This is a genomic window from Streptomyces sp. HSW2009, from assembly GCF_040240285.1.
In the GTDB taxonomy this organism is placed as follows: domain Bacteria; phylum Actinomycetota; class Actinomycetes; order Streptomycetales; family Streptomycetaceae; genus Streptomyces.
Genome location: NZ_JBEHZD010000155.1, coordinates 1 through 14,404 on the forward strand (window position 1 = coordinate 1; position 14,404 = coordinate 14,404).

A 14,404-nucleotide genomic window follows, 5' to 3' on the forward strand; every position below is an offset into this window, starting at 1 on the left:
CGCCCGGCCCGACCACCGACCCGGGGAGCCACCCCCACCACGCACCACCCCCTGAAGGAAAGAGAGGGCCGCCCCCGTGCTGACCGTCGACTTCTCCCGCTTCCCGCTCGCCGCAGGTGACCGGGTGCTCGACCTCGGCTGCGGCGCGGGCCGGCACGCCTTCGAGTGCTACCGGCGCGGCGCGCACGTTGTCGCGCTCGACCGCAACGGCGAGGAGATCCGCGAGGTCGCCCGCTGGTTCGGCGCCATGCGGGAGGCGGGCGAGGCCCCGGCCCACGCCACCGCCACCGCCCTGGAGGGCGACGCGCTCGCGCTGCCCTTCCCCGACGACAGCTTCGACGTCGTGATCATCTCCGAGGTCATGGAGCACATCCCGGATGACAAGGGCGTACTCGCCGAAATGGTTCGGGTGCTGCGCCCGGGCGGCCGGATAGCGGTCACCGTGCCCCGCTACGGCCCCGAGAAGGTGTGCTGGGCGCTGTCCGACGCGTACCACGAGGTCGAGGGCGGACACATCCGCATCTACCGCGCCGACGAACTGCTCGACAAGATGCGGGAGGCCGGACTGCGCCCGTACGGCACCCACCACGCGCACGGCCTGCACAGCCCGTACTGGTGGCTCAAGTGCGCCTTCGGCGTCGACAACGACAAGGCGCTGCCCGTCCGCGCGTACCACAAGCTGCTGGTCTGGGACATCATGAAGAAGCCCCGGGCCACCCGGCTCGCCGAGAGCGCGCTCAACCCGCTCATCGGCAAGAGCTTCGTGGCGTACGCGACCAAGCCGCACGCCCCCACGGGCCTGCTCCCCGCCGAGACACCGGCCACCGACACGGCGGGCACCGGGACGCCGACCGGTGAGACGCTGACCACCGAGGCGCCGGTCACCGAGACGCCGGCCCCCGAGACGGCGCCGACCGCCGCTCCCGCCGCCCCCGTCGCGCCCGAGGAGGGCCCGTGACCCTCGCCGGTCGCGGACCCGGGCGCACCGAGCGGCTCGTGCTGCCCGGCGTGCTCACCGCAGAACAGGCCGCGGTCACCGTCGCCGGCATCCTCGCCGTGCAGCGCGCGGACGGCGCCATCCCCTGGTTCCGCGGCCACCACCTCGACCCGTGGGACCACGTCGAGACCGCCATGGCGCTGGACGCGGCGGGCGAACACGAGCGCGCCGGGGCCGCGTACGACTGGCTGGCCAGGCACCAGAACGCCGACGGCTCCTGGTACGCGGCCTACCCCGACACGCCCGACGGGGTCGCCGCCGACCGCGCGACCGACCGCGGCAAGGAGAGCAACTTCTGCGCCTATGTCGCGGTCGGCGCCTGGCACCACCACCTGGCCACCGGCGACGACGCCTTCCTCGACCGGATGTGGCCGACGGTGTACGCGGCGATCGAGTTCGTCCTCGCCCTCCAGGCGCCCGGCGGGCAGATCGGCTGGAAGCGCGAGGCGCCCGAGAAGGGCGGCGTCGTCCGCCCGGCCGCCCTGCTCACCGGCTGCTCCTCCATCTACCAGGCGCTGCGCTGCGCGCTCGCCATCGCCGAGCGTCGCGAAGACCCGCAACCGGACTGGGAGTTGGCGCTCGGCTGGCTCGGCCACGCGATCCGCCAGCACCCCGAGCGCTTCCTCGACAAGAGCCGCTACTCGATGGACTGGTACTACCCGGTGCGCGGCGGCGCCCTCACGGGAACCGCCGCCGCCGAGCGCATCGCCGCAGGCTGGGACCGGTTCGTCGTCCCCGACCTCGGGGTGCGCTGCGTGTCCCCCAACCCGTGGGTCACCGGCGGCGAAAGCTGCGAACTCGCCCTGGCCCTCTGGGCGATGGGCGACGTGGAGCGGGCGGTGCAGGTGCTGCGCGCCATCGGCCACCTGCGCGCCGCCGACGGCCTGTACTGGACGGGCTACGTCTTCGACGACGACACGATCTGGCCCCGCGAACTCACCACCTGGACCGCGGGTTCGCTGCTCCTCGCGGTGGCGGCCCTCGGCGGCGACCCGGCCACGACGGCCGTCTTCGGCGGCACGGAGTTGCCCACCGGGCTCGCGCCCGACTGCTGCTGAACGGTACGGGGCGGGGGCGGCCCCCGAACCCGGGCTGTCTCGCCCCGACGCCCCCGGGCCCTGGGCTGCTCCGCCCCCGTACCTCGCGCCGACACCGGCGGGCAGCCCGCTCGCCGGCTCGCCCTCCCACGTGACCGACGGGGCCGCGCGAGGGGAGCGCGCCCGCACCGGACTCGCCCACCCCCGCCCCCGGATAAACGAGATGGAACAACCGGGTCCCGCCGGCAACACTGGGCGGGCCGAGCGCACCGGCAAGCGGGCCGAGCGCAACGACAGGGGACGGGGGCGGACGCAGGTGGTGTCCAGTTCTGCGGGGCGGTTCCAGCGGTCGCTGCTGGTGGATTCCCTGGTGCGGGCCCTGTTCGGGTGGGACGAGGAGCCGGACCGGGCGGCCCGCCGCGTGGCCGGCCTGTTGCGCGGGGCGACGCCGTCGGAAGTGCTGCGCCTTGAGGCCGACTACCGCAGCCGGCGCTACGGCATCGCCTCGTTCGGGCTGGGCGCCCTGCTCGACGGGCGGGCGCTGAGCGGGGCCGGGCCCGTCGAACACCGCCCGGCACTGGCGGCCCTGCTCTCCTTCGACCGGTCCGGATACGCGAGGGAAGCGGGCGTCGCCGAACTCGCCGAGGCCCCGGGCGCCTTCCCCGTCCCCTTCCTCCTGCTGCGGCTCAACGACCCGGTCACGGAGGTCCGCGACCTCGCCCAGCAGGCGCTGGCCCCCCGGCTCACCGCGGAACACGTGCCCTTCCTCGTCGAGGCGCTGCCCCTGCTCGACCACCTGGGCCGGCGCCGCAGGGCCGGCCCGCTGCTGACCGTCGTGGCGGACCTGCTCGACCGGGGCGGGACGGAGGCGCTGTGGCGGGGGGCCGGCTCGGAGGACCCCGCGCTGCGCGCCTGCTGTCTGCGGTGGCTGGCCCGGGTCGATCCGGTCGCGGCCATCAGGACCGCGTTCGCGACGCGGGACCCGGCGCTGTGGCGATGGGCCGCCCGGGTGGCCACCTCGGCCCGGCTCACCCCGGCCGAACAGGACGCGCTGTTGCCGTGCCTGGAAGAGAGCAGCAGCCCCCGCATCCGGCTGCGCGCCCTCCGCGCCCGGGCCCGCCAGCCGCACGGCGAAGGGGCGCTGCGCCGCGCCATGCTCGACCGCGACGCCCGGGTCCGCTACCACGCCCGCGCCACCCTGTACGCCCGCGGCCTCACCGACCTGGCCCCCCAGGTCTACCGCGACGCGCTCGCCGCAGACCCGCCGCCGGAAGCGGTCGTCATCGGCGCCCTGGGCGGCCTCGCGGACCTGGGGGCGGCTTGCGACGTGCCGCGGGTACGCGCCTTCACCACGCACCGCACGGCATGCGTCCGGGCCGAAGCGTGGCGCACCCTGAGCGTGCTCGACCCGCAGGCAGTGGCGCGCGAGGCGGCCCGACTGGCCGCCGACCCGAGCCGCAAGGTCCGGCGCTACCTCCCGGACGGGGCCCAGCCGGGCGACGGATGACGGGCGGGGCCGCGGGCCGGCCCCGGACACGGCGACGGCCCCCGTCCGGATGGGACGGGGGCCGACGGATGCCTTTCGGCGACGACCGGGGATCAGCCGCGCTGGATGCCCGTGGTGTCCTGGAGGACGCCGCGCCGGCCGTCCTGCGTCTGCGCCACGAGCGCCTGCCCGCGCTGCTCGACCGCCAGGTACCAGGTGCCGGGCGCCAGCTCGGCGATCGGGGTGGCCGAGCCGTCCTCCGCGTACAGCGGACGCGCCACCGGGACGGCGAACCAGAACGGGGCGAACTCCCCGCCGGCCGCCGCAGCCGGAGCCGCGGCACCCGGCTGCCCACCGTACGAGGGCTGGCCGGCGGCCGGCGCACCGTACGGGGAAGGAGCCGCACCCTGCTGGGCACCGCCCGGGTAGCCGTAGCCACCGGCCGGCTGACCGACCTGGCCCGGCTGGCCGCCGTAGGGGGCGGCGGGCTGCGGCGAGGCCGCGCCCATCAGCGGGGCCTTGAGGGCGGGGAGGCGCGAGCCCACCACGGTGGCGGCGGCCAGCACCAGCAGCACGATGAAGCCCATGATCTGCCCGGGGCCCTTTTCCAGGCCGTCCGGGTGGCTGAAGAGCATCGTCCAGGTGGAGCTGAACGCCGCGGCGACGACGAACGCCGTCCCCCACTGCTCCAGCGTCAGACCGAACAGGTTGCGCTGCGGCAGCAGGTGCGAGACGACGACCAGGGCGGCCCCGACCACGCCGAGGATGAAGATGCCGGCCGTGGTGGTCGCGAAGTCGGAGCTCCAGCCGTTCCAGGACGAGCAGGCCGAGGACGGCGCGCCCGACGGGCATTCGACGGCAAGGAAGTCAAGGAAGGAGGCGATGAACAGCAAAATCGCTGCTCCGATCACCACGCCATCGCCTCTAGTGAGGGAGCGGATGTTCACGTAAGTTCCTCTGTCGGTCTCGTCTGATGTCGTCGCTATCGCCGGACGCGCGGTGCGAGGGCGTGGGGGCGGCCCCCCATCGTACGGGTGAACCTACCGCCGAATCGGCCGGGTGCTCCCGATCGGGAGCGACCGTTACGGCTGCTCAACCGGGCCGTTACCGCGTCCCGCGCAAGAAGTCCGTAATGCCGTCGGCGATACCACGTGCCGCCCGCTGTCTCCACCGTCCATCGGTCAACAGCGCCGCATCCTTTGAGTCGCGCATATTGCCACACTCGATGAACACCTTGGGAACCGTGGAGAGGTTGAGTCCGCCCAAATCGTCGCGGACCGTCAGCCCCTCGCCGCCGCCCAGATAATTGGCGGGGGCGGTTCCGGTGGCCGTCGAGAAGCCGTGCACCAGGCGCTCGCCCAGGTGGCGCGAGGGGCCGGTGATGGCGGACGTGTCCGCCCCGCCGTCCCGTACCGACGCGGGCAAGATCACATGGAACCCGCGCTGGCCGGGGCCCGCCCCGTCGGCGTGGACGGAGACGGCGGCGTCGGCCCGCGCCTCGTTGCCGATCGCGGCCCGCTCGTCCACGCACGGGCCGTACGGGCGGTCGTCGTCCTGCGTGAGCCGTACGGTCGCGCCGCGCTCCGTCAGCAGCGCCCGCACCCGGCGCGACACGTCGAGCGTGAAGGCGGCCTCGGCGTATCCGGCGTTGGTCTCCGTGCCCGTGGTGTCGCACTCCTTGCGGTGGGTGCCGACGTCGACGGTGCGGGCGATGGCGGCCGTGTGGTCGCGGTTGCGGGGATTGTGCCCCGGGTCGATCACCACGACCTTGCCCCGCAACGCGCGCCCGCCGTCGGGCGTGCGCTCCGGCGACTGTCCCGGCTTCGAGTCGGCGGGCTTCTCCCGCGGTGCGCCACCGGCCGGCGACGGCGATGAGGTGGCCGTGGCGGCGGCCGGCTTGTCGCCGGCGGCCTCCGTACCGTCCTCGTCCAGCGAGCGCCAGACGAGCCAGCCCGCGAAGCAGACGGGCGCGAGCACGGCCAGCACGATCACGAGGGTGCCGCCGAGCCGGCGTGGTGTGGGGGGGAAACTGCCGTTCGACACGCGGGCGATGGTAGTCCGCCGGGGGCTTCCCGGTGCGCGGCGGGGCGTATTCGGATGATGCGTCCGCAGACGTCGCCCTACGGCTGCTCGGCCCGCCGCACAGCCCCCGTCTCGCCCCCGCGCGCGGGCGTGGGGGTCAGATGCCCGGGCCGGTACGGCGCAGCACCCGCAGCGACCCGGTGGCCGACACCTCGGCGAACGCGCCCGACTCCAGGGCCCGCCGGTAGATGCGGTACGGCGCCTGGCCGCCGTCGGCCGGGTCGGGGAAGACGTCGTGGATCACCAGCAGTCCCTGCGGCGCGAGGTGCGGAACCCAGCCCGCGTAGTCGCCGCCGGCGTGCTCGTCGGTGTGTCCGCCGTCGATGAAGACCAGCCCGAGCCGGCCGCCCCACACCGCGGCGCCCTGCGGGGAGCGCCCCACGACCGCGATGACGTGCTCTTCGAGGCCGGAGGCGTGCAGCGTGCGGCGGAAGGTGGGCAGCGTGTCCATCCGTCCCACCACCGGGTCGACCAGCGACGGATCGTGGTACTCCCAGCCCGGCTGCTGCTCCTCCGAGCCGCGGTGGTGGTCGACGGTGACGGCCACCGTGCCCGCCGCCCGCGCGGCAGCCGCGAGGAGCAGCGTGGAGCGCCCGCAGTAGGTGCCCACCTCAAGCAGCGGCAGCCGCAGCGCGCCCGCCTCCTCGGCCGCCGCGTACAGGGCCAGCCCCTCGTCCACCGGCATGAACCCCTTGGCCGCGGAAAATGCGGCGACTATCTCCGACGTGGGCGACATGGCTCGTTCCTCTGCTTTCCGCTGTTGCTGCTGTTGTTCTTGCTGTTGCTGCCGTTATTGCTGTTCTTGTTGTTTCTACTGCTTCTACTGCTTCTACTGCTTCTGCGGCTCTGCCGCCTCCCGCGGGCACGGCTGCGCGGGGCGTCCGGCGGCCGGCGCTCCCCTCGTACGGGGCGGCCGTACGGGGCGGGGCGGGGCAGTGTGGCGCGGCGCAGGCGCCGAGGGGCGTGCGCCGTACCCCGGTGTGACCCCTATCCGGCCGTCCCCGGCCCCCTAACTCGACCTGGTGGGGCCCGGCTCGCGGTGGGCGCCCGGGGGCAGGAGGGCGCCCCGCTGCCAGCATGACTGGCATGTCGCAGACAGATGCCGGCGGTCCCGCCGCAGCCGAAGTCCCGGCCCCCGCCCCCGCGCGGCCGACACCGCTCGCCTGGGCGGTGATCCTCGCGGCGTGCGCGGGTCAATTCCTCGTCGTGCTCGACGTCTCCGTCGTCAATGTGGCGCTGCCCTCCATGCGGAAGGGGATCGGTCTCGACGCGGACGACCTCCAGTGGGTGGCGAACGCGTACACCCTCACCTATGCCGGGTTCATGCTGCTCGGCGGCCGGGCCGCCGACCTGTTCGGGCGCAAACAGGTGTTCCTCGTGGGGCTCGCCGTGTTCACCGCGGCCAGCCTCGCGGGCGGCATCGCGCAGGAGCCCTGGCAGATCATCGCCGCCCGGGCCGCGCAGGGCGTGGGCGCGGCCACCCTCGCACCGTCCACGCTGACGATCATCACCTCCTCGTTCCCCGAGGGCCCCGAGCGGATGCGCGCCATCGGGCTGTGGATGGCCGTCGGCATCGGCGGCGGCGCGGCCGGCGGGCTCATCGGCGGCGTCCTCACCGACTACCTGTCCTGGCGCTGGGTGCTGCTGATCAACGTGCCGATCGGGGTGCTGGTGTTCGCCGCCGCGGCCGTCTCGCTGACCGGCAAGCACGCGACGGCCTCCCGCCGCCCGCTCGACCTGCCGGGCGCCGTCCTCGTCACCTTCGGCGTGGGCGCCGTCGCGTACGGGATCGCGCGGACCGAGACGTACGGCTGGAGCGGGCCGGAGGCGCTCGTACCGCTGCTCGGCGGGCTGCTCGCGCTCGGCGCCTTCCTGGCCGTGGAGTCCAGGTCGGCGGAGCCCCTGGTGCCGCTGCGGCTGTTCCGCATCCGCTCCGTCTGGTCGGCCAACCTGGTGCTGCTGGTCTGCGGCATCGGCTTCTTCGCGATGTGGTACTTCCTGTCGCTCTACATGCAGAACGTCCTCGACTACAGCGCCGTGCGCACCGGGCTCGCACTGCTGCCGCACACCATCTCGATCATCGTCGGGGCGCAGCTCGCGCCCAAGCTGATGGCGCGCGGCGTGGACCCGCGGCTGCTCACGCTGGCCGGTGGGCTGGTGGCGTCGGCCGGCTTCTGCTGGCAGAGCACGATGGACGTGGACGGCTCGTTCTTCACCACGATCCTGGGTCCCGGCGTCCTGATGTCCTTCGGCGCGGGCCTGATGATGACCCCGCTGACGGCCGCGGCCACCTCGGGCGTCGACGTCACCGACGCGGGCGTGGTCTCGGGCCTGCTCAACACCTCGCGCACGATCGGCGGCGCCCTCGGCCTGTCCATCCTGGTGACGGTCTCGGCCGACCGCACCGAGGCCATCGGGGGCGGCTCGGCGGACGCCCTGACGGAGGGGTACGGCCGGGCGTTCCTGGTCGCCGCGGTGGTGTTGCTGCTGGCCACGGCCCTGGTCGGGCTGATGCCCGCGCCCCGGGTGGCGAAGCCGGCGGCGGATGACGCGGTGGCGGACGGTGCAGTGGCGGACGGCGCGCCCGACGAGGGCTCCGCGGCCCCCGCCCCCGCGACCCCCGCCGTTCCCGCTCCCACGGCCCCGGCCGCCCCCGCGGACCCGCCCCCCGCGGGGGCGGGGGGGGGGCGGGGCCGGGCGCCGCGAAGCCCCCACGACCGGCGCCGCACCGCGCTGCACCGCACCGCACGGTGCGGTGCCATCGCACGCATGAACCGCCGCACGAACCGCCGCACCACGACGAGGAGAGCCACCATGACCGACGCCCCGACCCCGCCGGCCGCTTCCAGCACATCGGCCGCCCCGGCCGTGTGCAGTGCTCCGGCCACTTCCAGCACACTGGCTGCCCCGACCACCCCGGACGCCTCCGCCTTCCCCGCGGTCGGGCGGCGGGTGCTCGTCAGTGGGGCCTCGCGCGGGCTCGGGCGGGCGCTCGCGACGGCCTTCGCGGCCAACGGGGACCGGGTGGTGGTGCACTACGGGACGCGCCGCGCGGAGGCCGCGGCCACCCTCGCCGCGCTCGCCGGAACCGGGCACGCCCTGGTCGGCGCCGACCTCGCCGCGCCCGACGGGCCGCGGGAACTGTTCGACGGGGCCGTCGCCGCGCTCGGTGGGCTCGACGTCCTGGTCAACAACGCGGCCGTGAACACCCCGCACCCGCCGGCCCGTACCGGCTACGACGAGTGGACGGCCGCCTGGCGGGCCCACGTCGCCGTCAACCTGCTCGGCACGGCGGGCCTGAGCCACCTCGCCGCCGGGCGCATGATCGAGCAGGGCAACGGCGGGCGGATCGTCAACATCGGTTCGCGCGGAGCCTTCCGCGGCGAGCCCGACCACCCGGCGTACGGGGCGACGAAGGCGGCCGTGCACGCGCTCGGCCAGTCACTGGCCGTCGCCCTCGCCCCGTACGGGATCGCCGTCGCCTCGGTGGCGCCCGGATTCATCGCGACCGACCGGGTCGCCCACCGGCTGACCGGCGACGAGGGCGCGGCGATCCGCGCGCAGAGCCCGTTCGGCCGGGTCGCCGAGCCGGCGGAGGTCGCGGCGGCCGTCCTGTGGCTCGCCTCCCCCCAGGCCCAGTGGAGTTCGGGCACGGTACTCGACCTCAACGGCGCCTCGTACCTGCGCACCTGAGCCGCGGCGTGCGGCGCGCCTGGGCACGGCGTGCGGCGCGCGCCTACAGCCAGCCGTTCTGGCGGGCCGTGCGGACCGCTTCCATGCGGTTGCGGGTGCCGGTCTTGCCGATGGCGGCCGAGAGGTAGTTGCGGACGGTCGCGGGGGAGAGGTGGACGCGGGCGGCGACGTCGGCGACGGTCGCGCCGTCGGCCGCCGCGGACAGCACGTCGCGCTCGCGCTGGGTGAGCGGGTTGGGGCCGGCGCTGAGCGCGGCGGCGGCCAGCGCCGGATCGATGACCCGCTCGCCGGCGAGCACCCGGCGGATCGCCGCCGCCAACTCCTCCACGGGCCCGTCCTTGACGAGGAACCCGTACGCACCGGCCTCCATCGCGCGCCGCAGATAGCCGGGCCGGCCGAACGTGGTGAGGATCAGCACCCGGCACTGCGGGAGCCGGTCGCGCAGTTCCGCCGCCGCGTCCAGGCCGCTCAGGCCGGGCAGTTCGATGTCGAGCAGCGCCACGTCGGGTCGCGTCCGCCGCGCCTCCGCGACGACGGCGTCACCGGCGGCCACCTGCGCCACCACCGTGAGATCCGGTTCAAGACCGAGCAGCAGCGCCAACGCCCCGCGCAACATGCCCTGGTCCTCGGCGAGCAACACCCGGGTGGCCGCCCCGCCCTCATCGTCCATGGCGTCAACGTCCATGACGTCAACGCTATCTGCCACGGAGTCCCGCAGGTCACCGCGCGGCCCCTGTACGGGCCCAGTCTGATCTGCGACATCGCGGACGCCAGCGACACCTCCCCGCACCTGCGGCGTGCCGTCACCGACGGGGGCGGCCGTGGGCCGTTCCGCGTCGCCCGGTTCGCACCGCGTTGGGGCACCCGCTACCCGGCTGGCGGCAAGGCCATCCGATTCGAACGGGCAACGCCACTCCTGGTCCTGGTCGACCTGGTCGGCGCCCGGTTCGACGACCCGGCTCCGTGCGGATCTCGGCCTGGGTCCTCACCGGGCCTGGCGACCAGCCAGGTAATCGCCTTGGGCCGAGAACTCGCGCCCCGGGTTCCTGCTGGCGACGCCCCCGTTGTTGGCGGAGCCCAGCCCGGCCTGGGGGGAGCCGATGTCGACGCGGCGGGCGCGCCTGGCGGCGGGCTCGTCGTCACCCATGATCAGCATCGGGTCGAGCATCACGATGGTGGCCGCCACGATGAGGAAGACGAGCGGGCCGATGAGCAGCGGCAGCACGTCGAGGGCGGCGGAGTTGTTGCCGGAGGCGGCGTGGGCGGCGTGGGCGTCGTGGGCGACCTGGACGCCGAGGGCGGCCATGCCGGTGTAGTGCATGCCGGTCACGGCGATGCCCATGATGACGCTCGCGCCGAGGCTGGCGAGGAAGCCGCGGACGGAGACGGCGGCCCAGAGGGCGGCGGTCGCGGCGACGATGGCGATGAGCACGGAGAGCGCGACGATGCCGGGCGTGTACGTGAGGGAACCGTCCATCTGCATGGCGGCCATGCCCAGGTAGTGCATGCCGGCGACGCCGAGCCCGGTGAAGAGACCGGCGGTGAGCAGCGGGACCGGCCGCGTGCCCCGGTAGCCGACGGTGAAGACGCCGGCGCCGACGACGAGTACGGCGACGAGCAGGCTGAGGAAGGTCAGCGTGCCGTCGTACGAGATGACGGTCTCACTCACCTGGAAGCCGAGCATCGCGATGAAGTGCATGGTCCAGATCCCGCATCCGATCGACGCGGCGCCGAGGGCCAGCCAGCCGGGCTTGCGGGTCCGCCCGGTCGCGAGCGACCGCACGGTGCAGCGCAACCCCAGTGCGCTGCCGAGGCAGGCCATCACATAGCCCGCAACGGGCGTCGCCATGCCGTAGTTGAACCCGTCGATCGTGCCCTGCATCGTGCGGCCCTCTGTTCCTTCTGCAAAAATCGTGGAGATGCTGTGAAGGGGATACTAATCCGGTGATTCGGACACTCTTGCCGCCCACCGCGTCCCGGCCCTCTCGGCCTCAGGACAGGCCACACCCCTCACGCGCACGCTCCACACCCTGTCTGGCACCCCCGGCCATCCGGGCCAGGCGGACTAGCAGGAAAACGTCATGCGGGTGGGGCGCCGCCCCGGGTAGCGTCGGCGGCCATGACGTCACCTCCACGCGAGCGCCCCCCTTACACCGCGGACGAGCGGACCCAACTGATCGGCTGGCTCGACATGCAGCGCGCGATCATCCACTGGAAGGCCGCCGGGCTCTCGGAAGAGGACGCGCACCGGTCGCTGCTCCCCACCTCGCCGCTGATGACCGTGGCCGGCCTGGTCGCGCATCTGACCTGGGTCGAACACCTCTGGTTCGAGCACGTCTTCCTCAGCCGCCCGCCGCGCGGCCCGCGGGCCGCGGCCGCTGCGCCGGCGAGCGCCGAGATGCGGGTGGCCGGCGTACCGCTGGCCGAACTCGTCGCCGCGTACGAGCAGCAGTGCGCGATCTCCAACGAGATCATCGAGGCCCACGCGCTCGACGACACGGGCCGGGCCCCACACCTCAAGGCCAAGGACGCGAGCCTGCGGTGGATGCTCTTCCACCTCATCGAGGAGACCGCCCGGCACGCGGGCCACCTGGACACCATCAGGGAACTCCTCGACGGCGAGAAGGGCTACTACTGACCGGTGCCGGGGTGGGCGGCTTGCGCGGGGCGGGTACGGGGCGGGTGCGGCCGACGGGCCCGGATGCCGGGGACCGGACGCGGCGGGCAACGGACGCCGTCGGCCGGACGCGTCCGGGCCGTCTCCGCCCCGCCGTAACTCACGGCGCCGTCCCCGCACCACCACGCTCCTACGGTGCTTCGTCCCCGTCCACGGGGAGTTCCGCCGTGAGTCGGAAGCCGCGGCGGCCGTCGGGGCCGCAGCGCAGCGCGCCGCCGGCCACCGCGAGCCGCTCCGCCAGGCCGGCGAGCCCCGTGCCGCCGCCCGGCCGCTTCGGCGTTTCGTCCGGCTCCGTCCCGGCCCGCGCCGCGGCGCGCTGCCCGTCGTCCACGATGCTCAGCCGCACCAGGTCGGGGCCCACGTGGAGGTCGATCTCGCAGCGGGTCGCGCCGCTGTGCCGGACCGTGTTGGTCACGCCCTCCCGCACCACCCAGCCGAGCAGCGCCTCGGTCTGCGCCGACAGCGGCGGGGCCGACTGCCGGACGACCGCCTCGATGCCGGCGGCGTCGAGCAGCGAGCGGGCCCGGCCGAGTTCGGTGGAGAGGCTGCCCTCGCGGTAGCCGGCGACGGCCTCGCGGATCTCGGTCAGCGCCTGCCGGCCGACCGCCTCGATGTCGGCGGCCTGGGCGAGCGCCGCATCGAGGTCGCGCGGCGCGAGCCGGCGGACCGCCTCCGCCTTCACCACCACGACCGACATGGTGTGCCCGAGCAGATCGTGCAGGTCCCGGGAGAACCGCAACCGCTCCTGCTCCACCGCCGACCGCGCCAACTCGCCCCGGGTGCCGTGCAGTTCGTGCACCGTGGCGACGAGCCGCCGGATGACGGCGACCACCCCGCCGGACAGCAGCGCGGAGTACGCGACGGTGAGCATCTGGTCGGTGTGCCCGCTGCGCGCCGCGCTCAGCACCCCGATGGCCACCACGGCCAGCAGCGCGGGCAGCACCAGTGGCGCCCGTACCGCGACCCCGGTCGCCAGCGACAGCAGCGAGAACAGCGTCAGCCAGTTGCCCCCGTACCCGGCACCGAGCGCGGTGGCCAGCGCCGCGGCCGGCAGCAGCAGGAGCGTCGCGGTCCGGCGCCTGGCCGGCGCGGACGTACTCCCGACGAAGACGACCGCGACGTAGCACGCGGCGAACGACACCAGGCCCACCGCCGCCGGCCAGCGGGGCGACACCTCCCCCTCCCACACGTCCGCCGCCGCCCCGCTGGCCAACAGCAGCCAGGGAATCAGCAGCCATTCGCTGGGCCCGTCGTCCGGCACCCCGTCCGGGTCCGTGCCGGCCCGCCCCGCGCGCCGCTCCCACCGGGCACCGGCCCACTCCCGCAACCCCATCCCACCCACACCCGCCCTCTCCGTTTCACCGCCCACACCCACACGTACGCGCGCGCACCCGCATAGTGCCGTGCTGTCTAGTCCCGTGTTGTCCAGTCCCGTGCCCTGTCGTGCCGTCCAGCTACCTCGGCCGCCCGGGCGTCGACCACTCGCGCGTCGTCCGCCCGTACGTCGACCGTCCGTCGCTCCCGGCCCCCCGCCCCCCCCCCCCCCCCCCGGGCCGGGGGGTCAGCCCCGGCGCACCGTGATCGTCGTCCAGGCGCCGACGTGCACCCGGTCGCCCTCCTGGAGCGGGATCGGTACGTACGGCTGGATCGGCTCGTCACCACCGTTGATGGTGGTGCCGTTCGTCGAGTCCTGGTCCACCACGGCCCAGCCCCCGTCCGGCTGTGACACCAGCACCGCGTGCTGGTGCGAGACGCCCGGGTCCTCCGGCTGTCGGGACAGGTCGATGTCCGGGGCCTCGCCCGTGCTGTGCCGGCGGCGACCGATGGTGATCTGGCTGCCGGAGAGCGGCAACTGCTGCTCGGGCGAGTACGCCGGCAGGTTGAGCCCGGCGGCCTCGGGGCCGCTGCGGGTCATCATCGCCATGAAGTACTCGCGGTCGGGCGCGATCACCGCGACCCAGTTGCCGGCCGACGGCTGGCCGCCGCCCGGACCGCCCTGCTGGTACCCGCCGTCGGGCCGGTAGCCGCCCGCGGGCTGCGCCGAACCCTGCGGGGGCTGGCCCTGCGGCGGACCGGCCGGCGGCTGGCCGGGCTGACCGTGCGGGCCCGGTTGCCCGTGCTGACCCGGCTGCCCGTGCTGGCCCGGCTGACCGGGGAACGGCGGCGGGCCCGGCTGCGGGGGACCGGCGGGCGGAGGGCCCGGCTGCGGCGGCGCCGCGCCCGGGAACTCCCCCTCGCCGGGGAACGGCGGACGCCCGCCCGGCGCACCTCCGGGGCCCTGCCCCGGAGCGTCCGGGAACGGCCGGGGCGCGGCCGGCGCCGGGGCGCCGGGGGGGGGCGCCCGCCCCCCGGGGGCGCCCCGGGGGGGGGGGCGGCCGGGGGCGGGGGCCCCCCCCGCCGGCCCGGGCCCGACCGAGGCCCTGTGAGGGCCC

At 75.1% G+C, this 14,404-nt stretch carries 13 protein-coding genes; 6 read left to right on the forward strand and 7 right to left on the reverse strand.

From position 1 onward, the window contains the following. The first annotated feature begins 76 nt into the window (after positions 1-76). The 3 genes from AAHZ94_RS14310 (at position 77) to AAHZ94_RS14320 (ending at position 3,541) form a co-directional block, all read left to right on the forward strand. On the forward strand, positions 77-958 hold the full coding sequence (locus tag AAHZ94_RS14310; protein WP_349993250.1) for a class I SAM-dependent methyltransferase: 882 nt from the start codon (positions 77-79) through the stop codon (positions 956-958). After that, on the forward strand, positions 955-2,055 hold the full coding sequence (locus tag AAHZ94_RS14315; protein ID WP_349993251.1) for a prenyltransferase/squalene oxidase repeat-containing protein: 1,101 nt from the start codon (positions 955-957) through the stop codon (positions 2,053-2,055). Before AAHZ94_RS14310 ends, AAHZ94_RS14315 begins: the two co-directional genes overlap by 4 nt. A gap of 202 nt (positions 2,056-2,257) precedes the next feature. Continuing rightward, complete coding sequence (locus AAHZ94_RS14320; protein WP_349993252.1) at positions 2,258-3,541, forward strand: hypothetical protein; 1,284 nt, start codon at positions 2,258-2,260, stop codon at positions 3,539-3,541. 92 nt (positions 3,542-3,633) lie between these two features. Here AAHZ94_RS14320 and AAHZ94_RS14325 read toward each other — a convergent pair whose 3' ends face one another. The 3 genes from AAHZ94_RS14325 to AAHZ94_RS14335 form a co-directional block, all read right to left on the reverse strand. Beyond that, positions 3,634-4,467: a hypothetical protein gene (locus AAHZ94_RS14325; protein WP_349993253.1), complete on the reverse strand. Its 834-nt coding sequence runs from the start codon at positions 4,465-4,467 to the stop codon at positions 3,634-3,636. Between the two features lie 157 nt (positions 4,468-4,624). After that, positions 4,625-5,563 (reverse strand): N-acetylmuramoyl-L-alanine amidase, encoded by a 939-nt coding sequence (locus AAHZ94_RS14330; RefSeq protein WP_349993254.1) that lies wholly within the window; start codon positions 5,561-5,563, stop codon positions 4,625-4,627. Positions 5,564-5,699: 136 nt separating this feature from the next. Further along, the gene (locus AAHZ94_RS14335; protein WP_349993255.1) at positions 5,700-6,338 is read right to left on the reverse strand and encodes a class I SAM-dependent methyltransferase; all 639 of its coding nucleotides are present in this window, start codon (positions 6,336-6,338) and stop codon (positions 5,700-5,702) included. 341 nt (positions 6,339-6,679) lie between these two features. Here AAHZ94_RS14335 and AAHZ94_RS36450 point away from each other — a divergent pair, with 341 nt between their 5' ends. Further along, positions 6,680-9,295, forward strand: a complete 2,616-nt coding sequence (locus AAHZ94_RS36450) for a DHA2 family efflux MFS transporter permease subunit (protein ID WP_502964671.1) — start codon at positions 6,680-6,682, stop codon at positions 9,293-9,295. Positions 9,296-9,338: 43 nt separating this feature from the next. On the opposite strand, the gene AAHZ94_RS14350 is transcribed toward AAHZ94_RS36450, so the two are convergent. Both AAHZ94_RS14350 and AAHZ94_RS14355 read right to left on the reverse strand, forming a co-directional pair. Further along, positions 9,339-9,980, reverse strand: coding sequence for a response regulator transcription factor (locus AAHZ94_RS14350; RefSeq protein ID WP_349993256.1), 642 nt, complete (start codon positions 9,978-9,980; stop codon positions 9,339-9,341). Positions 9,981-10,280: 300 nt separating this feature from the next. Next, the gene (locus tag AAHZ94_RS14355) at positions 10,281-11,177 is read right to left on the reverse strand and encodes an MHYT domain-containing protein (RefSeq protein ID WP_349993257.1); all 897 of its coding nucleotides are present in this window, start codon (positions 11,175-11,177) and stop codon (positions 10,281-10,283) included. A 237-nt stretch (positions 11,178-11,414) separates the two neighbouring features. Between AAHZ94_RS14355 and AAHZ94_RS14360 the strand changes: the two genes are divergently transcribed. After that, positions 11,415-11,933: a DinB family protein gene (locus AAHZ94_RS14360; protein WP_349993258.1), complete on the forward strand. Its 519-nt coding sequence runs from the start codon at positions 11,415-11,417 to the stop codon at positions 11,931-11,933. Between the two features lie 169 nt (positions 11,934-12,102). Here AAHZ94_RS14360 and AAHZ94_RS14365 read toward each other — a convergent pair whose 3' ends face one another. Beyond that, on the reverse strand, positions 12,103-13,305 hold the full coding sequence (locus AAHZ94_RS14365) for a sensor histidine kinase (RefSeq protein ID WP_349993259.1): 1,203 nt from the start codon (positions 13,303-13,305) through the stop codon (positions 12,103-12,105). 110 nt (positions 13,306-13,415) lie between these two features. Between AAHZ94_RS14365 and AAHZ94_RS14370 the strand changes: the two genes are divergently transcribed. Beyond that, a complete protein-coding gene (locus AAHZ94_RS14370; protein WP_349993260.1) occupies positions 13,416-13,553 on the forward strand; it encodes a hypothetical protein in 138 nt (45 codons plus the stop codon). On the opposite strand, the gene AAHZ94_RS14375 is transcribed toward AAHZ94_RS14370, so the two are convergent. Next, positions 13,534-14,404: FHA domain-containing protein (locus AAHZ94_RS14375; RefSeq protein ID WP_349993261.1), on the reverse strand; the 871-nt coding region annotated here is incomplete at its 5' end. The genes AAHZ94_RS14370 and AAHZ94_RS14375 overlap by 20 nt on opposite strands.